The 26,218-nt window shown below is 44.1% G+C and carries 19 protein-coding genes; 9 read left to right on the forward strand and 10 right to left on the reverse strand.

Annotated elements, in window-relative coordinates:
- Positions 1-3 precede the first annotated feature (3 nt).
- The 3 genes from ACJJIC_RS10795 to ACJJIC_RS10805 are packed head-to-tail and all read left to right on the forward strand — an operon-like array spanning position 4 to position 1,736.
- Positions 4-804, forward strand: a complete 801-nt coding sequence (locus ACJJIC_RS10795) for a DUF6249 domain-containing protein (RefSeq protein ID WP_445356882.1) — start codon at positions 4-6, stop codon at positions 802-804.
- Positions 805-814: 10 nt separating this feature from the next.
- Positions 815-1,369, forward strand: a complete 555-nt coding sequence (locus ACJJIC_RS10800; RefSeq protein ID WP_252085422.1) for a sigma-70 family RNA polymerase sigma factor — start codon at positions 815-817, stop codon at positions 1,367-1,369.
- Positions 1,362-1,736 carry a hypothetical protein gene (locus tag ACJJIC_RS10805; RefSeq protein ID WP_252085423.1) on the forward strand — a complete coding sequence of 125 codons (375 nt, stop codon included), beginning with the start codon at positions 1,362-1,364 and terminating at the stop codon, positions 1,734-1,736. The genes ACJJIC_RS10800 and ACJJIC_RS10805 overlap by 8 nt, the downstream gene beginning before the upstream one ends.
- Before the next feature lie 903 nt (positions 1,737-2,639).
- Here the strand turns inward: ACJJIC_RS10805 and ACJJIC_RS10810 are convergent.
- The 6 genes from ACJJIC_RS10810 to ACJJIC_RS10835 all read right to left on the reverse strand — a co-directional run bounded on the left by ACJJIC_RS10810 (position 2,640) and on the right by ACJJIC_RS10835 (position 9,264).
- A complete protein-coding gene (locus ACJJIC_RS10810) occupies positions 2,640-3,791 on the reverse strand; it encodes a serine hydrolase domain-containing protein (protein WP_445356883.1) in 1,152 nt (383 codons plus the stop codon).
- 528 nt (positions 3,792-4,319) lie between these two features.
- Positions 4,320-5,345 (reverse strand): hypothetical protein, encoded by a 1,026-nt coding sequence (locus ACJJIC_RS10815; protein WP_444909987.1) that lies wholly within the window; start codon positions 5,343-5,345, stop codon positions 4,320-4,322.
- Positions 5,342-6,043, reverse strand: coding sequence for an OmpA/MotB family protein (locus tag ACJJIC_RS10820; protein WP_445356884.1), 702 nt, complete (start codon positions 6,041-6,043; stop codon positions 5,342-5,344). Before ACJJIC_RS10820 ends, ACJJIC_RS10815 begins: the two co-directional genes overlap by 4 nt.
- Positions 6,036-7,346, reverse strand: coding sequence for a MotA/TolQ/ExbB proton channel family protein (locus tag ACJJIC_RS10825; RefSeq protein ID WP_445356885.1), 1,311 nt, complete (start codon positions 7,344-7,346; stop codon positions 6,036-6,038). The genes ACJJIC_RS10820 and ACJJIC_RS10825 overlap by 8 nt, the downstream gene beginning before the upstream one ends.
- Entirely contained in the window at positions 7,346-8,578 is a 1,233-nt protein-coding gene (locus tag ACJJIC_RS10830) for a class I SAM-dependent methyltransferase (RefSeq protein ID WP_444924713.1), read from the reverse strand. The genes ACJJIC_RS10825 and ACJJIC_RS10830 overlap by 1 nt, the downstream gene beginning before the upstream one ends.
- Positions 8,579-8,649: 71 nt before the next feature.
- On the reverse strand, positions 8,650-9,264 hold the full coding sequence (locus ACJJIC_RS10835) for a bactofilin family protein (protein ID WP_444885381.1): 615 nt from the start codon (positions 9,262-9,264) through the stop codon (positions 8,650-8,652).
- Positions 9,265-10,371: 1,107 nt separating this feature from the next.
- Here ACJJIC_RS10835 and ACJJIC_RS10840 point away from each other — a divergent pair.
- From ACJJIC_RS10840 to ACJJIC_RS10865, 6 genes are all read left to right on the forward strand, one after another.
- Positions 10,372-10,983: a phytanoyl-CoA dioxygenase family protein gene (locus ACJJIC_RS10840; RefSeq protein WP_445356886.1), complete on the forward strand. Its 612-nt coding sequence runs from the start codon at positions 10,372-10,374 to the stop codon at positions 10,981-10,983.
- A gap of 436 nt (positions 10,984-11,419) precedes the next feature.
- Positions 11,420-12,424: a hypothetical protein gene (locus ACJJIC_RS10845; protein WP_445356887.1), complete on the forward strand. Its 1,005-nt coding sequence runs from the start codon at positions 11,420-11,422 to the stop codon at positions 12,422-12,424.
- 1,282 nt (positions 12,425-13,706) lie between these two features.
- On the forward strand, positions 13,707-15,515 hold the full coding sequence (locus ACJJIC_RS10850) for a VCBS domain-containing protein (RefSeq protein ID WP_445356888.1): 1,809 nt from the start codon (positions 13,707-13,709) through the stop codon (positions 15,513-15,515).
- 268 nt (positions 15,516-15,783) lie between these two features.
- Complete coding sequence (locus ACJJIC_RS10855; protein ID WP_445356889.1) at positions 15,784-16,371, forward strand: type 1 glutamine amidotransferase family protein; 588 nt, start codon at positions 15,784-15,786, stop codon at positions 16,369-16,371.
- A gap of 68 nt (positions 16,372-16,439) precedes the next feature.
- Positions 16,440-16,754, forward strand: a complete 315-nt coding sequence (locus ACJJIC_RS10860) for a type 1 glutamine amidotransferase family protein (RefSeq protein WP_445356890.1) — start codon at positions 16,440-16,442, stop codon at positions 16,752-16,754.
- Positions 16,755-17,813: 1,059 nt separating this feature from the next.
- The gene (locus ACJJIC_RS10865) at positions 17,814-21,311 is read left to right on the forward strand and encodes a fascin domain-containing protein (RefSeq protein WP_445356891.1); all 3,498 of its coding nucleotides are present in this window, start codon (positions 17,814-17,816) and stop codon (positions 21,309-21,311) included.
- Between the two features lie 518 nt (positions 21,312-21,829).
- Here the strand turns inward: ACJJIC_RS10865 and ACJJIC_RS10870 are convergent.
- The 4 genes from ACJJIC_RS10870 to ACJJIC_RS10885 form a co-directional block, all read right to left on the reverse strand.
- Positions 21,830-23,305 carry a ricin-type beta-trefoil lectin domain protein gene (locus ACJJIC_RS10870; protein WP_445356892.1) on the reverse strand — a complete coding sequence of 492 codons (1,476 nt, stop codon included), beginning with the start codon at positions 23,303-23,305 and terminating at the stop codon, positions 21,830-21,832.
- A 338-nt stretch (positions 23,306-23,643) separates the two neighbouring features.
- Positions 23,644-23,928 (reverse strand): 2TM domain-containing protein, encoded by a 285-nt coding sequence (locus tag ACJJIC_RS10875; RefSeq protein WP_252085435.1) that lies wholly within the window; start codon positions 23,926-23,928, stop codon positions 23,644-23,646.
- Between the two features lie 190 nt (positions 23,929-24,118).
- A complete protein-coding gene (gene maiA, locus ACJJIC_RS10880) occupies positions 24,119-24,748 on the reverse strand; it encodes a maleylacetoacetate isomerase (protein ID WP_445356893.1) in 630 nt (209 codons plus the stop codon).
- A 75-nt stretch (positions 24,749-24,823) separates the two neighbouring features.
- A complete protein-coding gene (locus ACJJIC_RS10885) occupies positions 24,824-25,957 on the reverse strand; it encodes a homogentisate 1,2-dioxygenase (protein WP_445356894.1) in 1,134 nt (377 codons plus the stop codon).
- Positions 25,958-26,218 lie beyond the last annotated feature (261 nt).

The following is a 26,218-nucleotide window of genomic DNA, read 5'->3' on the forward strand; positions in this document are numbered from 1 at the left end:
CTAATGAGAGCGAGAAATTCACAATCCCTGCGGGTAGCTACCTACTGGTTGGCGGCGCTGGCAGCTACTTTTGCCGCGATGGGCAGCTGGGCACAGGATGACAGCAGCACAATACCCAACCCGCCAAAGCCGCCGGCAATGGAAAGTGAGGCATCTAAGCCAGATACGCGTGTACGCATCATGCGTGATGAGGAGGGTGTGCTCACCATTAAAACCCAGGGAGAGGACGGCGAGCGCAGTGAGGTCCAGGTGGACTTGGGAGCTGAGTTCGGAGGCCCTCTGAGCCAGCGCATTATCGAGAAACTGGAGCGCAAGGGGATTCTCGATGAGCGGGGACAGGTGGCTGAAGAGGCGCTAGATAGTGTGCCAGACAATGTGCAGATTGGCCTGTCAAAAAAATATGGCTCTTCACATGAGGGTTGGGAAGAGTCTCAATCAGATTCTGGTTTCCACCAAGTGGTGACTTTACCAATTCTGGCCTTACTTTGTGTGTTCGGTATGCCGGTGTTGATCGTGTGGCTGGTAACTCGCAATAGCTACAGGAAGAAACAGCTGGTGATGGAAAATATCAATAACATGGTGGCCGATGGTCGGGATGTGCCGCCTGAGATGTTGGATATGCTGGAAGATAGCAGCCCTAAGAATACTGGGGACAGAGGGATTACTCTAATCGCAGTGGGTGCTGCAGTGTTTATCTGGCTCACTTCCCTTGCAGGATTTGGGGTAGGTAGTCTGGGCTTGATCCCACTGTTTATCGGCCTGGCCCGCTTTATCAACTGGAAGCTCGATACTAAGCAGGCGTAGGGACCGAAATATGGACCTCAATGATGAGGATTTGATCAGGCGCACCGTCAAAGACGGGGACCAGCGGGCATATGCCCAGCTGGTGCGTCGCTATCAATCCCAGCTGCGATTCTCGCTCCGCAAGCTGTGTGATGGCGATCAGGGCCTGGCCGATGATATGGCGCAAGAGGCCTTTATTAAGGCCTATAAGGCGTTGCCGGCATTTCGGGGAGATGCCCGCTTTAGCACCTGGTTGTACCGGATCGCCTACAATCTCGTCATGAGCCACAAACGCAAGAACGCCCCAGAAGTGGATCAGGAGGCGGTCGATCGGGCCCAGGCGGAAGAGTCGGTTGAAGAGTCTCAGCGCCTGGGGATGGCTCGGGACCTGAACTCCGCAATGGACTCTTTAAGCGATGCCCAACGCCAGGCGATACACTTGTGCATGCAGCGGGGCTTCTCCCATGAGGAAGCGGCAAGTATTATGAAGTTGCCGCTAGGTACGGTAAAATCCCATGTCAACCGCGCGCGAGCAAAGCTACAGAGCTTGTTGCAGCCGTGGCGCGAGGAGGTGGTCAATGGTTAACTTTGAACAGCGCAACACAAAGGGTGGCGCCTTGGGCGATTTAACTATAGAGGGCAAAGACCCACAATTTGATGCTTGGCTGGCAGAGCAGCTGCAGTTCGATGAGCCCTACCTGGACGATGACGGTTTCTGCGAGAGCGTCATGGCAAAATTGCCAATGCCCTCCAAGAAGAACGAACGTCGCGCCAGTCGTGTTCAATACATCGCTGTGCTGGCGGCTTCGGGTATTGTTGCCTGGCAATTTCCTTTTGGCGAAGTGCTTAACGAAGCCGCTCGCCAGTCTATCAGTCTTTATAGTTTGGTTGGTGTGGGAATGCTTTCCTCGCTGGTAGTGATGGCCGGCGGTATCTTTGCCGCTCGTCGCTGATCATCTTGTAGCGGGGAAGCACACTACACAAAATCTGTGCCGCCTCTAATGATGCATTAGAGGCGGACTATTATATCTTATACCCCCGGGCTGCTATGGGCTTGGAGAATCATCTCTTCAAAAGCCCGATGTCTTTTATAACTTAATGCCCCGATTTACTGAGCAGCGCTAATGCATTCAGCATTGAGTTGACTTGAACGCTATATTTTCTAAGCACCTTGATTGGCTGGTGTGGAGATATGGCGGTGCACCACATGTCACGATTTTTCCAATTTGATAAAGCAGAAAGTCTCTCGAACAGTATCACGAACTTCCTTGCCATCGAGAAGAGTGCCACCACACTTAATATGGCAGTGGGCAAAGCCTGTTTAACGCCCTGCGGTAATATTTAATTCTTCTAATTCAAACAGTGATGGAGCCTTAAAGGGTGGCTGCCATTCATCAAAGCTCTCCATAGGCTTTACTGGCCATTTTTTCTTAAATTTTATGTTGGCTGGCATGGATGAATTAGGTTGGAACTTGTGGCTCTTTAAAGGCGGCAAGCGAAAGCTATGATTTTTCTCTGAATGGAAATTCTAGATTACATCTTTAAGAATTCTCTCTATTGAAAGCTATAGCTTCATCAAGTTGCAGTGTATTTCTGAGTCTTTATATTTAAATAAATTGCTCAGTACTATGTATGATAAATAGGATTCTTGTGGCGGGTGACGGTATGCGTTTTCCGTGAGATTATTCTGTCAGGAATATAATTGACTCGCTTTATTCGCAGAGCCATGGGCTTGGATCTTGGAGGCTGGCTCTGATAACTATCCGATTCGCGCTGCTGACTTTAATTAATTATCAAGTATATATTCCAGTAGCCGCTGGATTGCGGACTTGTCAAGACAAGTCCGCTTTTTAGGTTCACTCAAATGGTTTTAGGCGCTCCATAAGAAGCTTGCGGATATCTTTCATTGATTTTTCTGCAGTATCACCAGCAGAGTTCATCGCGATTAGAAAAATTATGTTGTGCTTTGGCATGATAAGTGCATCGGTGAGCCAATAGCCGTTACTACCCGTGTGTGTAAGCAGCAATAACTCTGGATCGACCAATGCCCCCCAGCCCAGTGCGTAATGACCATTTACGGGTGAGTGTAGTTTGCGATAAGTTTCGGACTTCAATAATTTACCGCGGCCATGTACGCCATTGAGTTGGTCCTCTGCGAAGAGAATCCAATCTTTAAGAGAAATATTGACTGTGCCAGCGGGGCCGAGCGCTTGAGGGTTATCACTTTGTATGTCAGCGGGATCGAGTGGTACGAGCTTGCCCCACCAGTTTTTTTTATGACCACGCGGTTGGTCCAACTTGCCGGAGGATCCGGGCGCTGCAAATCCTGCATTTTTTATGCCGAGCGGAGTAAAGATCTGTTCCTTGATGAGATCCTCCCAAGTCTTGCCTGTTCGTGCCTCGGCGATAGCACCCGCGATAATGTAACCGAGATTGGAGTATTTAAATGAACCAGTTGCGGATGTAGGTGGCATTGCAAGGTAACTGCGTGCAACCGCAATACGTTGCGCCCGAATACTGGGTACTGACTCGATTAAGTCTTCAAATTGAGGAAGTTCATTATCGTCGGTCAGAGGTGGTAAGCCTGCGGTATGACTGAGCAATTGCGTGATCGTAATATTGCGGTAAGCGGGGTCCATATTTTTTGCGAAAGCGGGAAAAGAATCAGCGAGTGTATCCTCAAATCGCATGACACCTTGCTCAACTAAGCGTGCGATCATTGTTGCAGTTAGCGCCTTGGTATTCGATCCAATATGCCAACGATCGTCGATAGTGGCTGGTTCCATATGACCATGCGCACGAAAACCGTCTGCAGCTATAGCAGCGGTCTTGCCATCGATTTGAATCAGCGCGGCGACGGCTGGAAGATCGTTTTTGTCACGTGCTGTGGTAAGTGTCTGTTCGAGAAATGTCTGCAACGCTTCGTCCGCACGTACAGCAACGGTTACTGCTAAGAGTGCAATTGTAAGAAAAATCTTTGACAGAATTTTTGTGTGCCGACTATGCATCATGATAAGCCTGTATTAAAAGTAACATGAAAACTGAGTCAGATCTTAGTTACCGCTAAAAGTGGTACGAAATTTCGAGGTTATTGGCGTACTACTTCGATTTCCGACTGGATCGTTTTGTTTAAGTTCCTAAAAAGCATGTAATTGTGAGGGGGAAATCCTATGCAGAAAATTATTGGCGGTAATTTAAACCGTAATCATGATATTTATAACCTTCCAATACCAAGAAGCTGCTTGTGCAAAGCTTGTAAAAGAGGTTGAGAGTATAAATAGGATAAAAAGAATTTGATAGAGTGTCTTTTAAAAAGAATATCAAATAATTTATTTAAGTCATGCGTTTATAAAATTATTGGAAATAGTAAGTTGTTGATGGTCTGCTATATCTAAATCAGATAAGCCGCAGTAGGAAATACCTGCGTACAACTTTAAGAATCTTCTAGAATTTTTCTTATTGATAGATTTTGAGAGTGAGAAAGCCGGATGTTTGTAAAAGCCAGCTGCCCGAAGGCAGCACAATGAAGTAATTGCTCAGCCTAAGCCCAGTTCTTGCTCAATTTGGGCTTTGCGCCAAACGGAATAGTGAGTAGGCAGTTTTGCTTCTTTGGTGTTATCAGCAATGATGGCACGTTTCATACTGGGCCAGGATAAGACGGCTAAAATTTTCGGAGCGATCACCTGAAAGACCTTGGGCGGCCCCATCAGAGTTTTCAGTTTCTGGATCAGCGGAAGCCAAGAGGCGGGAACTACTTGCTCGGCGATTGCCCAGGATGCTTGGGGTTCACTACCCAACTGTTTGGTAAGGGATTCGTAGCGCAGGGTTGCTGCACGCAGCGCTGCTTGAGGGGGTGCCACTAATACAGTGCGAGCTCTCCGCTCGGCGCAAAGAAGGCAAATTTCTCTGGGGAGACTGCTGAGTTCAGCCAGCTTAGGGTTAATCGCCCAGCCGTTGGCATTAATATGGCACTGACAAATTGAGCAGGAATACCTCGGGGGTTCAGTGGTGAATAGTGCAGTCACTTTTTGTGGGCGTTCACCGTTGCGCCAGAAGAGTGGGTATTTTTCAAAAATTGTACCGGCAAAGTATCGTGCGTAAATTAACCAATCGATAGCGGTAACATTACCAAAGCGGTCTTTGTGCAGTAAATCTGGAATATCCAAACTATAAAGGTGGCGCAAGCAGTGCGGACAGGGCTTTAGGTTGTCTCGCGGAAAGGATTTATGTACGGCTGAGAAGTCGCTGCTCGCCCAGAGGGGCCCTTGGTAATTACTTACCGAAGGGCATTTGGGAGAAATATGGACCTGCCCAAAGGAATCTTCCTGTGTTGAGGGTGAATACTCAAGACCAAATACAAATACTGGGATGCCCCGGTAGCGCCATCCGCAGGAAAGTATATCGAGGTCTGAATAGTCCAGCTGAATACCTAAACGAATGGCGCTTGCCAAGCTATTTCGACTCGGCTTGCAAATAGTTAAAGGCTTCTGTTCGGGATTGAGAAGATTTTGAGAGCTTTGCCTTTGACGCTTATGAATAGGCCGCAAGTCGGTTAGTTTCACAGGGCCTCCTCAAGAATCTGCAAAATGTGGCTTTCAGAGTCTCGCACTACTCGGAATGCAACGCGACGAGAGCGATTTGGATCCTCAATACCATTGTTATTAAGGACCGGGCGGGCGGATGAATAACCTACGGCTGCAACTTTTGCACGTACTAAAACGGCTTGATTTGGGGGTAGTAGCGAGTGGGCATATTGCATTACCGCCCGTGACCGCTGCTGAGAAAGACGTAAGTTATGAAAATACCCATCCTCTGGCGCCGACTGCTCACCCCACTCAGAACTTGTGTGACCTTCAATTTGTATTGCAGCAATGGAATCCATATAGGGGGTCAGTGCAGCAATATAGCGGGGCACAAATGAGGACATAATTTCACGCGCATTGTCACTCAAAGTAAAATCCCCAGTCTTGAACAGCGCATCGCTATTGTTAAAAGAGATAGCTAGGGTCTGTTTATCCAGAGAGGCTCCCCAGCGAGTAAGGTCGCGGGAGAATTCCTGTTGCAAAGTTTGATAAATCGCCAGCTGTGTATCGCGATAGGACTCGGCAAGTTCTCGAATTTTGGCTCGTTCATCTATTAGGGAACGCATCACGAAGACGGCAATACAGAGAAAGACCATCATTAGGCCGGCCATCATGTCAGATAGGCTGATCCATTGGCTTTCACTGGATTCACTGTTGGAGTGAGCGTTCTCAAACATGCTCCTCTCCGGCGGCCTGCTTCACTTGATTGTCAATTCTTTTCATTTGCTGGATTAACTGGCGAAAATCCCGTGAAAACTCACCGCTCAAGGTACCTAGGGCATCACCCATCGCAGCCATTACACTCTCAACTTCGCTATGTAAGCGTTGATCCAGTAACTCATACTGGCGCTTGATGCTTACGTCTGCATTGGTCAAATCACGAGTGATCACTTGGGATAATTCAGTAATCATCTGTTGATGGGTCTTGGCAATAAGCTGCGCAAGCTCAACCATTGATTCACGATGGCTGTTTGCAGTCTCTTGTATAATGTTGGAAAAGTGGTTGGGGTCGATATTATTCAGGACATCGGCAAGAGCAACGACCTTATTCGTCCTCTGTTCAAAGACTTTCGCCTGGGTTTCACTCAGGGAGATTAGATGTTGAACTTGAGTGCCTAACTGCTGATTCGCTTTTTCGATTCCCTGGGTAATCGACTCAAACTTGGGCGCGATATCCGGAATAGATTTTTGTAGTATTTCAATGGATGCCTGCTGTTCATTAAGCATGACAGAGATTTGTTCGGAGTGAGTGCGCTGCTGTTCAACCAGCGAAGGAATAACGTTAAAGATTTTCGGTAATTCAGTAATACGTTGATGTAACTGCAGAAGATTCTCCTGCGCACCGTTAATTTCAATCAGTAGAGATGTAGTTTGCTCACGGTAGATTGCAGCAAGCTCGGCGTGTTGCTCATGCTGATCGATTAATGCTTGCAAGGCAGGGGATACGGCCTCCAGCTGCTGAATAAACTGCTGTAAGTTATCACCCATTTGTGCGTTCAGCCCCTGATTAAACTTCTCCACAACTGAAGTTAGTGACTGCAGAACCTCTTCACTAATACTGTGTTGAAACTTTGCCAAATCCTGGCGCTGGTGATTGATCGCTTGCAAAATATCATCTGCAGTGGCTTTGGCTGGCTGATCCTTGGTGAATATTTGGAAGATAGTGCGCAAGACCAATGAGAGGAAAAGGCCCAAGATGCTAGTCATAAAGGCGGTTTCCAGACCTTGCATAAGTTCTGAAATTGAGGTGTCGATATCAGCAAGGTCAAAACCATAGATACCAAGAATAATACCGATAAAGGTACCCAGAATACCAAGAGCGGTCAGTAGAGAAGGCGTTTCTTTTACGAAGCGTGGAAACTTGCCAAATGGGTAAAGGGTCAAGGCTATAGTGCCAAGGGCAAGCATAACTATAAGAAAGGTGTCTGTTACCTGCTCAGGAGATAACTTAGTCAACCAGTGGTAGAAAAACTGGGTCATTATTGATCCTTTACAACTTTCTGCATTGTTATTTCATGATAAAAGGGCCCGTTGGGTATTCTTCCAGTGCCCTGACTTAGAACTTTCATTTGTGGTAGTGCTTTCACTACATCGGTAATAGTGCGGAACTTTGCCTGCTTATTTCCAGCTGCTTGGATATAGGTTCCAACAAGGCCTGATGGCTGAATCTCGAAAACACCACAATTAACCGGAAGTCGCTCTTGCTTGAACAACAGAAAATGCATCACAGCGCCATTGCTGAGATACTGATATAGCGCATGCGTGATTAACTGAATTTGTTCAGTGGAAAAGAAATTCAGAAGATCCCAGAGTAAAATACAATCCAGGTTTTCAGGCAGGGTGGCCTGTCGTAATGCTGCCTGTACCGCGCTATCAAAGGGTACCTTGCGGCTACATTGCCAGAGAATTGCAGAATAGAGATCGGAAATAAATAGTTCGCCCACTTCTCGCTGGAGGTGCTGCATATTCCTTCCAGCTTTTTTCCCTACATCCAGAGCTTTACTGACGGGAGAGCGCTTGGCGTGCATTAATGCTTTATCAAGTGCTGTCAAAGGGATTTCGGTAAGGCTTGTTTGTCTAAAAGCGGAAATTGCAGCTGAGGTTCCCCCCGCACGTATAGCGTTTTGTGACTTTACATTACCGTATTCAAACATCAGCTCAATAAGGTCTTTACGCATGCCTTTTCTATGCAGGAGAGAGGAGCGCAGAGAAAAGTTACCCATGGTTTTCATCAGATTGAGCGAAGAGTATCGGTATGTAGGTAATGGCTCCGGCAGTGCTAGGGGGGCTGAGTTAAAAGTGAAGCCGGACAAACGCTTGAAGTCAGCGGGGGCTTTAGGCATTGTGCCGGTGTACAGCATTGTGTGGAAGACAGTGCCAGCTTTTAAGTGAGGTCGGATTTCCTCAATTAATTGGGCAATAAGCTCGGGTTCCATAAAGTTGAACAGGTCCCAGCAGAGCACGACATCAAGTTTTACCCGTTGCGGCTTTCTGGTCAGGTGTTCAGTTAACTTTATAGTTCGTGTCTGCAGGTCAAATGAGTGGATTTCAAGTAGCAGGCTACGTAAATCCTCAATAAATGTCTGGCAGGACAGTTCCAAAAAGGTTTGTGTAGTGCCAAATGAGAGGCACCCCAAATCCAATACTTTACCACCTGGTTGAACCACCTCGTCCACCAAGGCGGCAATACCAAACGAATGATGCTGCAACATACTTTCACACCAAAAGCTAGAGCCCCGGCAATAGCCGGGGCTCGTATGGAGGATTAACTGAGGAAGTTAACTCAGCTCTCCACTGTTTCCTCTTCAGTCTCCTTGGTACCGAACAGATAGTCGCTGGTATCGGATAGACGGGATGAATCACTCGCAGTTGAGCTGCTAGAAGTGTAGGAGGCGTTGTTCTGGGAGCGGTTTGCTGGCTTGTCTTCCGTTGCCGGCAGATCTGGGTGCACCAATCGGTCTGAGAATTCCTTGTGGCGTTCTTTCATTTCGGAGTCGGTATCTACCATATCCATAGAGCCACGGAACTTACCACCGTCGTCGAGTTTGATTCGAGGGGCAATCAGGTTGCCGTTTACCTGGGCAGTATTTCTGATCTCAATTAACTCATCGGCAAGTGCGTCGCCGTCCAATGTGCCTTCAACAACAATATTTTTTGCATGGATGTTTGCAGTTACTGCGCCGCCGGTACCAACAGAAAGGTTGTGACCAACCATAATTACTGTACCGTCTACGGTGCCTTCTACATGAAGATCTTCGGTGCCAATCAACTCACCGCGAAAATTGATACCCTCACCAAGCACTGATTTGGCGCCTGAATTCGAGAGAGATGATTGCTGTTCACCAGCGCTCATGCCTGCTAGAAAAGGTGTGGAGTCATTACTTTTGTCAGTGCTCATCTAAATAAATCTCTTCGTTATGGAAAAAGTCAGCGTTAAAACTCTTGTAGCCAGGCCCTCGGCTGAGGTCTTATCCGTAAGCCAGGTAATACATTGAGTCGAAAAATTACGAAAGCTCAATGCGGGAACCGTAATCTCTCGATGGCAAAAGATATATGTTCATTTTTTCACAGAAACATGGATATCATTACGCAAATATTTTCTACTATTAAACCATCTTTATCTATTATCCATGCTCTTGGCATTGGAGAATTTGGCTGAATAAAAATTCATTCAGCAAGAAAATTTACGTACTTATGGTTTCACCTGTACATAAATCTCTGGTAGATTTTTCATACCGTCTCTTAGTAGCTTCAACTTTTTCACAGGCGGTTTGTGCCAGGCTAGAAAATTAATTTAGTCCAGTATGGGAGCATGACAACAGTGAGCACACCAAGCAATTTACAAAACTGAACCCGCAACCTTTAACTGTACAAAAATAGTCCTACTACCTAATTCTAGTGACGATGAATTGCTGGGATTGCTCGACATAACGTCACATTCTTACTTTTACATTAAGGTGTAATTTGTAAGTAAATATTTACTTTTTGTTGTGGAGGGCATACTGCTTATTATCTGCTGATGGGTATTGAGTTCTACTGGGCATACATCAATATAGATTGAGTTGTTACTACCTTACAGCGCGAAAGCCACCGTAAAACGGCTCGGCAATCAATCAAGCTGACCTCGACTTGAATGGGCTGAATTTAGCACGGATTCCACGTTAAAAGTGTGACATAGAGCACTTTTCCCCAGCCCTGACCTGGCTTGCAGTTGCTTTGGTGTTCTAGGTGCAGCAGTGTCCGTGCCATATGCTATTAAGGAGTGTGTTACTGGGTAGGTAATATGAAGCGTGGAACAATTCCTCATGTATTATGAGCTGACAAAGATGATCTTAAGAATCTAAACCACAAAATACGGATAGTGTCTATACGTAAATGGGGAAAGCCTAAACGAAAGTTTCCGGAAATAAAAATTCCAGCTAGAAAACACTTTCTGGTCGGTAATATTTCGCTCGTTGGGTGCGCTGTACACAAAATCCGGACTCTTTTTTGTGGTTATTAAATAATGATCGATTTGGAAAAAGGTTACTCCTTAATTAATGATATCTTTCCGGAAGGCCTGCTTGAGGTTCTTAAAAATGAGTTTGCAGATTTAAAGCTCGCTAGAGGGACGGGAGGCATACGCAATTTAGAGAAAAAGTATAGCTCTATAGCGGCCTTGGCTACATCGGACCTGATTGTAAATTTAGCGCAGAAGTACTTAATTCAGCGCCCTCGATTGGTAAGGAGTATCCTATTTGATAAAAACAAAGAATGTAACTGGCTTGTTACTTGGCATCAGGATAAGACTGTAGCGGTCTCTTCAAAATTTACTAAGTCTGGATGGGGCCCCTGGAGTGTTAAGGATGGCGTTCACCATGTGCAGCCTCCACTACATGTTCTTAAGCAAATGATTACGATCCGTATTCATCTGGATGATACTGACGCTAATAACGGCTGCTTAAAGCTTATTCCTGGCAGCCATCAACATGGAATTTTAAAGAAAGATGAAATATATCAATATGTTAAAGAGCATAATCCAGTTGCCTGTGAGGCAAAATCCGGTTCTGCACTAATTATGTATCCTCATATTCTTCATGCTTCAGATAGAGCTTTATTCCTAGGCGTCGCAGAGTGATACACTTGGAATATAGTTGCTATGAGTTGCCAGCTGGGGTTACTTGGGCATAGTGCAACTAGATTCAGTTTTCAGTAATGATGTACGAGTTAACGCCCATTACACTACCTTGCTATCAATTAAGATGTTCAGGTGTTCTGAAGGGTTGGTCGGCGATCATGTTTTCTTAAATAAGTCGATGATTTTTTAGTTGTCTTGGCTGATTTAAGGGCGCTTTAAGTGTTGGAAGTTACTGTTGACTGCTTATCAATTTTTTGTTTAGGTCTTTCCTGTTGTTGTATTTTTTGTCTTGGATTTGTTTTTTTATTGGTTTCTCTATTTGGTGGCATTTCGTCTGTTAAAATCATCTGCGGTCAGATAAGGGGTTGGTTTATTTGATTGGATGGAGGGTTTTACCTTCTAAATATAAGAATGATCATATTGAAAATGGTGAAAAATGAATAATCAAATAATAAGGCTTTTAGCTTGCTGGGTGTTCCTTTGGGGCTCTATTCAGGCTAAGGCATTTGAGCCTAAATCAGATTTATCGGTGAGCTTGGAGCGTGTCCGCTACTGTCAAAACTTTTGGTGTACCCAGCAAGCTACTCAATCTGAGTATCTAGCTTGGGAGCAAGAAGGTGTCAGTAATGCATATCAATTATACACTCAGATTGCAAGAGTACGGCAGCCAGAAAGAGAAGATGTGCGAAATTTGGTATTTATTGCAGCTGGACAACAGCCTCCGGGATACGGTTCTGAAAGTGCGGTAACAGGCCAAGAGGATAACTTTAAAAGAAACTGTGGTATCTCAGAAAAATCCTGTTCCAGAAGCATAGATGGCCGCTCTCTTGCCCGGCAGGTTTTGGATTCAGAGTATTTTCCAGCAGATGACACCTTCTTTGCCGTAGCTTTTGATGCACAATTTAACTATATGGTGAATAGTGTTGAGAAATCTCGTATAGAAAGTGCCTACCTTAATTGGTTAAAGTCAAAAGCTTATGTGTCAAATCTAGAAACCATCTACTTGGCGGGATCATCCAGAGGTGGTTGTTTAGCAATGCGCTTGGCAAAGGCTCTGCGTAATGATCCGGACTTTCGTAGCATTCGAACTATTGTTCATAGTTTTGATGGAGTCTGTAAATGGGATCAGAATGAAATGGGAGTAACTTCTTCTTTTTTCCGTAACCCCGAAAACTCAACTTATTTGAGCTACTATACTGATCTCAATGCTCAGTTCCCATATAAAGACAATTTATACATCCGTCAACTGGCAGGCGGTGACGAAGTTATCGAATTTACAGGGGTGCACTCTTTTGTCTATGCAGCAGAAGATATCAATCTAGGTTGGTATGCTCAAAGTTGGGTCAATTTGGATCATATTACTATTGATCGAGATATGTACCCAGCTGTGAGAGATCAAACCGTGGTACCCTTTTTAAGGCATTTGGAAGAAGTTTTTTAATTCGTTACCTTGATTTTAATTAATCTAAAATTCAATATTTGCATGTCTAATTGATTGAGTGTGAGGGCTGCTGTTAAGCAGCCCTCATTAACTAGTTAAGCTTTTATTCTGTGGAGTTCCAATAAGTAAGTGATTAACTGTACTAACGCCGGGTAGTTGGTCAGTTGCTGAGCCAATAAATGATAGTTTAATATAGCCAGCCTGTTCTGAAGGAAATTCCTACGTATACGAATAGAACGGAGAGAAGTGTTACTGGAATTATATGATAAGCGAGAGCTTTTAGGTTTCTGGTTGAAAGATGCGGAATAATCCTGAGTCTTGCGTCAATAGCAAGAAGGAATGTACAGCCCAATATGATTAGCTTATATGAAATAAGTCTCGAAACCGGACTCGAGAAGTTAAACCACTGGGATATATCGGGCAAGAGATTGAAAGCTAGATAGATGCCAGAAATAATCTGTACAAGAAGGGCAGGGATGCCAATTTTTTCATAGCTGCTTTCGAACCTTGAGATAAATTCAATATCCTGACTTCTTAGGGCGGAAGGGAGGATTGTACATGCCAGCACCAGATGCCCCCCAGTCCAAATAGTTGCACCTAGCAAATGCAAAAAAAGTACTACCTCGTACATCTTTATCCCTTTTTTGGTCCTTTTAAGCACTATATCTATTAATGCAATTAGTGCCCACTAATTTCTTTGGTTGGTAAGCTGAATATTGTTGACGTGTCACTTGTGAGATTTTTTCAATTAATATGAGATGGTGATTGATATAAATCAAGAGGATACACTGGATCAGATGGTATTAGTTTACTGCCTCCTAATTAAACAGTGCCGAGATCCTATGTATTTTGTGTATTAGTACTTGAAAAATTCTCATCCCCACTTTACTCGATAATTACCTTAACCTGGCTCGGGTCCTTATCTATTGCTAGAGGCTCTTAATTCAATGCTAATAGATTTTTAATGTTAAAAATGAAGCCGGTTTAAGCTCGATAAATTACTTAAGTTTTTTAGTGAGTCTGATCGGCCCGCAAAGATATGTGTTGCGAGGACTACTTACTGTAGGGCTACTTGTAATGAGTCAAAACTAAGAAATCCTTACTTGGCTCCCAATAGTTGATAAATGATGCCTAAAAAAGGAAAAAGTCAATTGTTCGCAATTTGGAAACTCCAGGTAATCAATATAGAAACAATAATGTTTAACCTAGTTCACAAAATAGAAAAAGAATGTTCTTATAATTTTGTTCCAAAATAAGTGTGATTGAATCTGTAGAGAACAATATGAACAAGCTCTCTAAGCTTCTTATGGTTACTGTTTTGTCCGTTTTCATAGTTGCCTGTAGCGGTGGTGGTTCTAGTGACAGCCAAAACAATAATCCAGAGGTAATTAACAATGGTGGTAATGCTGGGCCCAACCCAGGTCCAGGCTCAGATCCAGACCCAAATCATGGGGTCATTAGTGGTGGGGAAGGTTACGTTAGTGAAGATAATGTAAAGTCTGCTACTGGCATACTGATTGATAGTACAAACCCAAATAGAATTTTTGAGGAAGTTAATGAGTGGGGGAAATACGGTCGCCTGCAAGTTCTCTCAGATGGCACCTGGACATATACTTTGGATAGTAATCTTTCCGATCCACTAGGTGCTAATGAGCTTGCTACAGATGAGTTTTCAATTGCTGTGGGAGCTGGAGATAACTTTACAGTGATTGTTATCGAAGTAACAGGTGCTGATGATGCCTATACTTTCGAACCAGACTCGCCCCTGGCGACATTAATTGTAGGGAGCAGGGAAAGTGCTAATGGCATTTTGTCGCTGCATGATGTGGATGGTAATACGCCGAGCTTTTCAGAGAAAAATATAGAAAGCACTTATGGTAATTTTAACATTGCCAGTAGTGGTGATTGGGAATATATCCTTAATGATAAGGCGGATAGTATAAAAAGTGGTGACTCAGTAAAAGATACTATTAATTTCCAGTTAACAGATGGTGCTCAACAATCTGTTACATTTTCTATAGTAACTAAAGATCCCAATGGGTCTGGCTCTTTTGAGCTTTCACTGGATCAAAAACGGGCAATGCTCGATAGGCATAATCATTTTCGTCAGCGGTGTGCCAGTGGTCAATCTGGAGAAGGAGAAGGGCCTAAAACTGCCGGAAATATGCAAACTCTTTTTTGGGATGATGCCTTGGCTAAGATGGCGAAGGAGCGGGCATCGGCCTGCTTCTATGGACATCTAGGCGACTCTGCAGGTATTAGAGATTCTTTTGATAAAGTAAAAAGTGAAGTATCTTTTGTGTTGCCCGAGGGTTACGTTGAAATTGGTGAAAATGTAGCTATTCATTTTACCAATCCTCCAGCATCTCAATATGGTGCCGAGCAATGGGCTGGTGCGGTTCAGGCTTGGTATGATGAAAGTTACGCATATAATTGGGAGGATGGACAATGTCACGATGACACCTGTGGGCACTGGGCTCAAGTCTGCTATGGGGAAACTCGTTATGTTGGATGTGCGGTTGCTGAGTGTGACAGTATCAATGGTGTTGATGATCCTGCATATAACGATGGCGCGCATGTCACAGTCTGTAATTATTTCCCCGCAGTCGATAAGTCTGTGTTGCCTTTTGTAGATAATTTTGGGTATGAAAACTGCAGAACTTGCCTCAATTATGATATGCCCTTTTGTGCCGACAATATGTGCACTGGCGGAATAGCAAAAAATTGGAATGCATCAGGTAAAACCGACAAAAATATTGATCAGTGTACTGATGGCTTAGGCAGAGATATTGTACCTTGCAAGTATGGGGATCATCCTCCACCCGCTAAGGTTAGTGGCTTTAAATATAGGATAGATGGAATGCAAGTGTTTCTCTCCTGGAATCACACTATTGAAAATGGTGGTGTGCTCCATTACGAGTTATCACGTGATGACGACTTGCTTTTAAAAACACGAGAACCTTCATACAAAGATTCAGATTCAGATTTAGAGTTGGGGAAAAACTACCGCTATAAAGTCATTGCGGTGGATCATTCTGGTAGAAAAAGCCAAGAACCCGCCTTCCTTGATGTTACGATAAGTAATAATTAGGTGCTTTATAAGCAGATTTTAAATACGAGTAATGAGTTAATGGAAGGGAAATACGGATATGTCCATCGAAAAAGCCATTATCGACACTGCTGCTAATAAAGCATAATCAAACAGGCTGCCCCTAGTAAATTTGCACGCTAATATAGTACCTGGTATGGATTTCCTAACTGCCAATAGCCTATTCTAGATAGGTGCAATGCGCTTTTGTGGGGCGCAACCTAAAATAAATAGGTTTTCTAACCTCAATAATAAATAGTTGGATTTTATTTTGAAAAAAATATTATATATCTTCGTGGCTGTTCTTTTAAGTTCAAATGCCTATGCTAGCAATGGAAAAGTGCTTGTTGTCGTTTCAGCAGCTGACCATTTGACCCTAAGAAATGGTGGTGTAGTCGAATCTGGGTATTTTGTGAGTGAGCTATCAGAAACCTTGAGGCAGCTGGAAGCCAATGGATATGAATTTGATATTGCCACACCAAAAGGGAAAACTCCTGTAATTGATGGTTTTGGCTTGCAAATGTATTTTTATAAAGCATCAGTGGTATCAAATTGGCCTCAGTATGCTTTAAACCCTAAGATAAAAGCCGAGGAGGAGCGCTTAAAAGATATCGCTACAGCAATGAAATATTTCGGTAGGCTCAAGTTTGCTAATCGTTACGCAAATGACGAAGTATCTGCTTTTCTAGATGATGTTGAATACATAATGGAGCAGCAGCAACTTACTGAAAAACCTTTGCTCTCGCTGGAGTCATTGACACAATCAAAATCTTTAGAAAAATATGATGGAATCTATATCCCGGGAGGTCATGCGCCAAAACAGATCTTCTGTTTAGTGAGGAGCTGGGTAGTATCTTAACATATTTCCATGAAACCCAAAAGCCGACTGCTATAATTTGCCATGCTCCGATAGTGTTGTTGACAGCAATGGAAGGTATCTATGATCCATTTATCCCCTTAAGTGAAGAACAAAAAAATAACTTCATTTACAAAGGATACAACATTACACTGGGTAACAAGTCTGAAGAGTTAATTCTTGAGAACTTTCTTTATTTAAAAGGCAGTCGCCTAGAGTATTACGTTGCAGAAAAAGTAAGAGAGGCTGGCCTTAAAGTAAGTAATTTTCGTGTACCCTCAATGTCACAAGTAATCGAAGACAGAGAGCTGGTCACTGGAGCGAATCCGTCCTCGGTTTATTCTCTAGCGGATAAATTTATTTATAAGTTGCAAAAAAGGCAGTAGCTTAGCCAGTAAGCGCAGTTCATTAGCATAGGAGGAATCACGATGTACCTAAAGTGGAGTGATCTCCTTTAAAACGTTTCTGAGTAATTTCTTAACTTGAAGGTTACAGATGTTAAGCGCAACTCTTGTGAGTGGACATTGCTTAGCAAGACCTAATAACTGTAGCCTTCAAGACCTGTCCTCTGGGATAAGTCTGTCACATACAAGCCTGCCTGATTTCAAGGAAAAATTATTTCTTTAGAGAGAGTTCATCCCGGCCGGAATTTCCTGAAATTAATTTACGGCAGCTTGGTATTTTCTTTCTGTTCGGAAGTAGATAATTTTTCGTATCATTATCATCCATTTAAGTATTATAAAAAGCTACAAAGCCTCAAAGTTGCCGGGTTACTAAGAAGTGATTTCTTTCGGTTATTTTATTGAAGCTTAAATTTTAAACCTAGTAAGTGAGTCACTTTGTTATCCCTGCAGTTCGAATTATAAAGTCCACAGCTATTGTTTTGCAGATCTTGTAAAGGGCTGTGACCATTCCTGTAACTTTCATTTGCAGCCTTTACGACTCGTAAAGATATTGCGGAATTATGTGCGGGCCTTCTTTGCCTACAATACTTCTAATGCCGATTTAAATAAGCGCCATTCTATTTAATGGCCCAAGTCTGTAGATGAATTACTGATAGGTTGATATATTGTTCATTAATTAGAAACACGTTGTTGTGAAATTGGAAACAATAATCTATTACCAGTTTCTCACTTTAAAAGATTAAATCCGTTATATTTTTATGTATGTTGTTGCTTTTGTACCAATATTATTTTTAGCGGTAGGATGAAATTATTTATTCTCTGTTTTGTTTGTGAGGTTTGAGCTGATCGTATTAAATTAATATCATTTTTGCGCCATTTAGGGTCTCTTTAGTTTTTATATCCTTTGCATCTGAGTTTAGAGTTTATTTGTTGGGGAATGTATTGCTTTATTGATAATTTACATTGCCATTGATTATTTTAATTTTGTGTTAAGGGTGGGAGATCTTGCTCGGCATATCCTTTTATCAAAAAAATTAAATTTTGGATTTAGTTATGAATTTTAAGAGAGCCGGCCTGTATATCATGCTCCTATTTAGCTTAATCATGCCTACATACGCTCATGCAGGCATATGGGATAATTTCACAAGCTGGATTGCTGAAACCTGGGATAAAGTTGAAGAGAGTGCTGAAGAAACTATCGAAGATGTAGTCACTACAGTAGAAGATGCCGCAACTGCCTCTGTAGGATTCTTAGTAGACACTGGTGAATGGCTATATGATGGCCTGACAAATTCAGTTGAGGGGTCACTTGATTTTTTCTTTGGGGTAGCTGATAACTCAGTTACCGCACTAAACTATTTTGGTCTTGATGTCGATATATCTGATTGGTTTAGCACGGGGCCCCGAAACTCTGAAGATGACGCACAGCCGTGGACTTTAGCAGACTACGATACTGGATCATACCCAGCCTATCTAGCAGCCTTCCGTGAGAGCCAGGCGGCCTATATAGAGCGAGTTTTCGATTCAGCGAGAGAGGAGCCAAATAATGACCACATGGTTCTCAGGGCTTATCTCGGTTTGCCCTTGGATAGGGCAGCATTGGCTCAGCGATTAACAGAACTTTTCACTCCGGGTAAGCATGCTTATAAAAATCCAGACATGCAGTTGATTCTATATATTCGTGTGTTGGCGGAGAGTGATGAGTACGATGACTTGATTCTAAATGAAATTAATAAGCTCCCTTATTGGCAGGACGAAGACACCGAGCGAGTACGTGTGTATACCTCTGAAAATCATGTGCTTATGTGGCTTTCCACTAGCTGGTTGTTATGGGAAATGGAGGGATGGAATATTGGGGGCGGGCCACAGAAAATCAAAGAGCGCCTTATACGTTATTTAGAAGTTAAAAAACGTTATGGTGTTTATGAGTCTACTTCAAATACCTATAGTGGATTTTCGATATCCGCGCTATTAAATCTTTACGACTATGCCAAGGATCAGGAGATTAAGGAGCTAGCCGGGGAGGTCGCATTAATATTTCTCAATGATATAGCTATGGTGACAAATAATCTTGGCGCTGCAACGGCGACAGATTCAAGGAGCTATGCGGGAAGTTATGAAGGAGTAAACACTATGAAAAATAGCTTCTCAGAGTATATGGCTATAGTCACCGGCATAGGTCCACAGGCATTTACCGCTGGTAACCATATAGATATATTTGCCATGACTAGCCTTGATGCTAGCAGTGTTGCTTATAATCGTCTGGAAAAACTAAATGGCGAGGTCAATATCAGCTATTACTCAGGCCACCCCATCACTGAGGTGGATTCGGTATGGGCAGGTCTAGATTTGCAAGATAAGATTATTTTTTCCCAATCTGCTGGTGCCTATGCTCATCCTGAACTGGCTGATGAAATGTTGGAATACTACCTGACGCCTGTTGCCGGATTAAATTTCTTCTTTGAAGATATTATCGTGGAATCTAATCTAGCAGACGATTTGGTTGATATGTCTGGAGTCCTGCTTACGGAGACTAGTGCGCCTTTTACTACCAGTTCTGTAATTTCAGAAAAAATCTTGGATCTCTATCGCCATGGTGTAGTGCAGTTGAGCTCTTACCAAGATTACCATGCGGGCAATGCCGGTTGGCAACAACAGCCTTGGGTTGCCACAACCGGCACGCTTCAGGTTACCACGCGTTCAGGAGCGGGAAATGGTGGTTGGAAAGCTGGTGGCCAGAATATGATGAATACGAACTTGCCCTATATTAAGCAAAACAAGAATGTGGCTCTGGTATTGTACAAGCCGGCTATGGAGTTGCGCTTTATGGAGGGCGTAGGTAACGCCACGGATTTTCTACCGATTGATGACTTTGTTACGGAATCAGTTAATTTAACTTGGCCAGCTGATAAGTTTGATGAAACATCCAGCTTCAATAACTGGTTATTTGCAAGAGAAGGGGAAGGTTACGTAGCTGTCTATCGTCATTGCCAGGATACAAAAACCTTTATAGATCACGGAAAAACTATACAGATTTACAGCTGCAATGACGATGAGCAGGTTTGGGCAACAGTTGTTGGTAATACTCAGACTCATGGAGATTTTAGTAATTTTATATTCACAGTTTCACAAGCCAAGATCCAGAGCAAGTGGCGTTGGAGTTGGGCAGAAAAGCGACATGTATGGGAAACTACTCTTGAGGTAGACGGAAAAACACTGGGTTACAGCTGGGAAGCCAATGTCGATGATTTAACCGATCAGGAAATGTGGAATCTGGCGGGTGCCAATAGCTCATCTACCATAGAAACGGCATCTGTGCGCGGTTACCAGGTAAATGATGTAACTAGTAATTTGACTCCTACAGGCCAAGGTAACTGTGAAAGCTCCAATGATATTCTTCTACATCAAAATGTGAGCTACCATGGTTCTGATCCAATTATTTCACGAATATCGGAAGACGCTAACGGCGAGTGCTTTCTGCTGAATGTGGAGGAGCAATCTTTGGATACTGAAACTGACCACGGCGGTGAGCAAATCGATGTGGTGCATTTTCAGAATCGACGTTTTGTTGGAGGGGAAGCGGATAAAGTCTATGCCGTAGACCACGAGTGGACCACAGTTCAGCTGGATTTTAGCTATACCAACCCTGTGGTATTCACTTCTGTCATTGGTATCGCCGGTCCCGACCCTATTACGACTGAAATTCGCAATATAACCTCCAATAGTTTTGAGGTTCGGGTAGCAGAATTTTCATGGAATGATGGTGTTCACTTGCCTGAAACTCTGCATTATGTGGTGATGGAAGCGGGCACTTATACAACAGCTAATGGCGCTGAAATTCATGTGAATGCTGTATTGCTGGAAGATAATCTAACTGGTACCCCTGAGTTTCAAACCGTAGGTATTGATTTACAGGATTACCTCCTAGTGAGCCAAGTGCAAGGCAAGAATATGAATGAAACAATTGGTACTCGTATCAAGGATAAACAAACAGGTTCTTTTGACATTAGTTTAATGGTGCAAGAGGCCCACAAAGAAAAAGGAGAAAATCTGAAAGCCGTAGTGGGTTATATAGCTATTGGTAAACCCGCGGTTAAATCAATGAAAATTGCTTTAAGGGGCCACCATGGTAAATATTTGACCGCAACTAATAATGGTGGTAGTGGGCAAACAGTCAATGCCAATGCTTCAACAATCGGAAGCCATGAGACTATTATTCTCAGCGGTAATAGCAACCAGCAGGGCTGCTTTATCGACGGTGACGATGTGTGGCTGCAAACCACCGATGGTTATTATTATGGTGCCCAAGAATGGGGAGCACTTGATGTAGCCGTTTCTGCCAGATATAGCTGGGAAACATTTAAATTAATTAATCATACGGACAGAACAGGCTGTTTGGAGGATGGTGATCGGATCTCCTTGTTCAATGTCCGACATGGTAACTATATTGTTGCTGAAGAAAACGGTGGTGCAAATGCAAATCGCAAGAATCTTGACATATGGGAGATGTTTACTGTACATAACTTGATCATTCATTAAGCAATACGAAATGGGCACCTCAACTTGATGTGGTGGGGTGCCTTAATTGATTATGAAGAATCTCTCTCTGGGTTGGATTTTTGCACTCAAACTAAACGAGCCCTTCATATAGGAGGGCTTACTTGAGTAAGAATTCCTATACGAGGACAGCTAGTCTGAACTTATGAATTTCTTAATTTCCAAACTTGAATGCCGACTACATCTTGTATTGGTATGGAAGGTAAGGCTTCCACTTCTCTATTTTCATAAAGGGTATTTCGGAGCTTATCTTTACCGAAGAAAGCTGGATAGCTGCAGGTGATGGCACCTTCGGTGACTGGAGGTAGTGTGAAGCTGGCGAACTGAACTAACTACTGATTTAATTCGGTATGTTAAGAGATTTCTGCATACCCGGGTTAACAGACATTTATACGGTAAGGCTGTCGATCTTTGATCAATCTTAAGACCGACGCCTTTACTAATTGCAACAATACTCTTCTTTATACTTGACTCCTGAGAGCCCGAATAAAAAGTAATATTTAAAAGCTTGTTTGTTTCCATTCATTCACAGCATTCAGGGAAAATTTCTGACCAGAGTCACTACTGTTGCACCTATAAATTTGAAGTTGTTCTCCATTGTCGGCACTTACCCCTGGTGTATCAATACAGTATTGCCAATCTTTGTCGCGATTTTGAATAATACCGCTTTCCTGTACCTGCCATTTTTCTGAATTGCCACCATCGCAATCCCACAGGTGCATTTTATCACCATTGTCTGCAGAGCCTGAGTTGTAGTCGACACAGTATTTATTGTTGCCTTTCGGTCTTAACTGTCCCTCTGCGGAGTAGACAAACTGCTGTTCGTTGCTCGAGTTGCAGTTGGCCAAAGTCAGGTTGGAGCCATTGCCATAGCCTTGAGAAACATTCATACAGAGATTTGGGTTTTGAATGGACTGGATACGAAAATAACCAGGTAGGCTTTTTCGCACACCGACAAAGGGAATAGCTTGGCCGGTATAGCTGGGCGTGTCATTGACGGTATTTGGGTCCATGCCAATAGCGCTAGCGCCGTGTGCAACAGCGATATAGGAATAGCCAAAATCTGTATTGCTGAAGTCGCCAGAGCTGCTCCATAAATGCATCAATTGTTTACTGTTGGCCGCTTCATTGGCTGTTATTTGGTAGTGATCACCGGCTTTTACATTACCGCAAAATATCTTCTGGGAGCTGCTGGAATCCATGGAGTCGACATTGCCAGAAAACTCTTCAGGATCGGCAGTATCTACATCAGGGCAGAGGAAGGCATGTAATGGGTAGTTATCCAGTGCCGATTCCATACGATTATTGACGTTGCCACTCTGGCCACCGGTAAACATGACCAGGACTTTCTTATTCTGCGATTGCAGCTCGCCCAAAGTAGGCCAACCTATATTCTTTAGGGTGTTTCGATAGTCGGAGGAGGGGGAGCTTGCCTGTAGATGTGCTAGTAAGTCCTGGTAGCTGAATTGCAAATCGCCTAAGTGTTGCTTGATATATTGATCCAACACATATATCTCATCGGCATACCAGGCAGCGAACCAATTACTGTCTGGCTTCATATCAATATAAAGCATTAGCGGTGCATTGAGTTCGTTGTTGTCAAGCCATGCCTTGATGTCGTCAAGGCAATGAACCAGTCGATCATTGTCACCATTACTACGACACATATGATTGCCGATATCACTCTGGCCGTGGGCTACATAGGGCCCATGATTACTACCCTGCCAGGGACCATGGTCAACAACATCCAGTTCCAACGAGCGGAAGCCCTTATCCAGCCAATCCGTGAGAGATTCTTCAGTTGCAAGGCGTTCATAACTGTTGTGAGGCTGGAGGTAGTAGAGTTGGTCGATACGGTGATCATCTTGAGGGGGCTCCGCTATTAATTTTGGTGTAGAAGCGATGCTTGCTTGTGGGTTTGCACAAAAAAAGAGGAGTAGGGAAAATAAAAATGAAAAACTGACTTTATTTGGCATAAGGATATCCATTTCGACTGTTATTATAAGGCTGCCCCAATTGATAGGGCGGCAATATTAGTATGGGTATGTGAAAATGATATGACATCTAATAAGTTGTTATATTTTCACGGCATTGACCATGCTTTTCGATTTTTATTTAAAAACATTATTCTAGAGCACAGACTGTGCGTTTGGATTTTTCAGCGACTAGTGGGTTAAATTTAGCAAGCCTGCTCTCTCGAGGCGTTAATAAATAAAGAACGCCTGCACTGATTAAAATGGTTTGTAGATCTTTTATAAAGGTGTACACGGAGGAGAGCGTAACCAGGCTTGAAGCGGTAAGGCTGTGTCTTGACTTAAGGCTTCTTTTTTAATCTTTTCTCTACCTGCTTTTTCTCCCACTCAGGCCCAAACAATGTAAAAGGTTTAAAAGTTCGCACAGCGTGGGAGGCGATTCCGATGCCCCAACCAAGGGCTGCCCAGAGAGACCAAAGGTACTCTGGGGTGAGGATTAAATTAGCTATTAAAAGTCCAGCAATCACTATCAAATAAGTAATTAGGTGTTGGTAAAAGCCTTTGAGCTTTCTTACATGCTCGATGGCTTCCTTCTCTCTTGCAGAAGTTGCTTGCTCAGGCTGCATTTTTTGATCTCAGTGATAGATACTGCGGTGGTTATATTTTATTGCCTATGTGCAGAATCTTAACCACTGCACGCTATGGTGGGCAAGTGTAAAAGCTGGGATAACAGTTGAGTTTTGTTAAGAGTTTTATGACTGGATATTCATGTAAGCCAGAGCCCGGATAAGCCGGGATCTGGCTTACTTAAATAGACTATACAGTGCTATCGGGCTGTTTTTCGGGGTGAGCATCAATAAAGGCCGCTAATTCGTTACAGGCCTGGGTGATCTTTTGTATTTTGGGGTACTGATTCATATCCATACCAAAACGTTCGGCGTTATACACCTGCGGCAGTAAGCAGCACTCAAAAAGCCCAGGGGTGTCACCAGCGGCAAAAGGCGAGGGTTCTAGCTGCTTCTCCAGGGCGGCAAATCCCAAGTGAATCCAGTGCTGAATCCACTGAATTTTCTGCTCTTCAGTCACTTTGAATTCAGAAACCAGATATTTGAGCACGCGGAGGTTTTGCAGGGGTTGGATATCGCTGGCAATGCTTTGTGCCAGGGCTCGAATATGGGCGCGAGCCTCGGCATCTCTGGGCAAGAGCGCTGGCTCTGGGTGAGTTTCTTCCAACCACTCCAAAATAGCCATAGATTGAGTGAGGCTGATGTCCCCGTCATTGAGCGTTGGCAGAAGCCCCTGGGGGTTTAACTGGCGATACTGCTCGCTGTGTTGATCTCCTTTCACTAGATTGACTGGGAGATAGTTATAGCTCAGGCCTTTTAAATTAAGCCCAATACGCACTCGGTAGCTTGCGGAGGAGCGGAAGTATCCGTAAAGGTCCATTCTCTTTCCTTTATTGTCAGTCATTATGGTGGCGGCTGGGAAAGCTGCCGATTAATTTATTAATTCTTTCCCCTGTTATTGTGGCGTTTTCCAGGAGTTCACGTAATCTTCAAACTCTATCGCCTCTGCATCCGGCAGTATATCCCATGGGGTGCGGCTATCGATCATTACCGCCACTTCATCGGTTGCCTTGCGAGCATGTTTTACGCCGGTGGTAAATGCCTTTGGGTGGGGCCCGTGGGTGAATCCCATGGGGTGCAATGTGAGCATGCCGGGGTGAATATTATCCCGGCTGAAAAAATTGCCGCGGTGGTAAAAGATAAGCTCATCGTAATCGTCATTACTGTGAAAAAACGGCACTTTTAGAGCGCCGGGATCACTCTCAATGGGGCGCGGCACAAAAGTGGCTACGACAAAGCCCGGGCCCACAAAGGTGGTGTGCGCAGAGGGGGGTAGATGGTAGCGATGACTCATTACTGGGCGAATATCTCTCCAGTTGATTCTTACTGCGAGGTTGTCACCGGTCCAACCAGTGGCATCTAGAGGGTTAAATGGGTAAGTGATCTTGGAGAGTTGTTGGCGTGCCTTCACCACTACCTGCCACTGGGTGTCTCCCTGTTGGGCGAGAAAGGCTTCGTCGATGCTCGGCACATCCAGGATTGCCTCGTCAAAGATAGCATTGGGGCCGAGAATCCCCTTCTCTGGGAGCTGGAAATGCCCACCGCTTGCCTCGATCAGCAGTAATTCCAGGGGCTCGTTTTCGGTGGGGGAGAGTCTCCACATGGTCCCGCGCGGTAGGAGTATATAGTCACCATCGCGGATACTCAGCCGGCCAAAATCACAGAACAGCTTTCCACTGCCGTTATGGACGAAGAGAAGTTGGTCGCCATCGGCATTGCGTATTAAATGGTCCATGGGTTCCCGGCAAATCCACAGGCCCACCAGGCTATTTTCATTGCGCAGAAGGGGTTTCTGGTCCCAGGGGCTATCGCCTGAATGTTGTAGTTTGGTGCTGTCGAAGGCGTGTGGTCGCAGTGGGCCTGTGAATTGGCTCCAGCCTGTGGGGGGGTGGCTATGGTAGAAATGCGTACAGGGGCCAAAAAAGCCCTCCTTGCCCATTTCCCTCTCAAAGGTATTGGCCGGGAAATCTGCATGGGCCTGTCGGCTGGTCTTCCCTTCAACGCGGGGAAAGCGAATCCACTTGTTCATGGGCGGCCTCGCATCTTGCTCGCAGGGCGGCTGGCGGAACATTGATCAACTCGATGGACTGCCACGCATGTTTTTTGCGTTTAACGGGCAGACTGGTAACAAAAATGGCGCTGAAAACCCTATACTGTGCGACCAATTTTGTCCGGTGCTCCAGGATGTTGCTGCGCAACATTCGTGCGCGCAGTGGTTACAATTGAAACCAATGTTAGTTAAATTGGACATCTGGTACAACCGGGGTTCGAAGATAGGCAGGTGTGAGAG

This window comes from Microbulbifer mixtoriginis (SeqCode), from assembly GCF_052468275.1.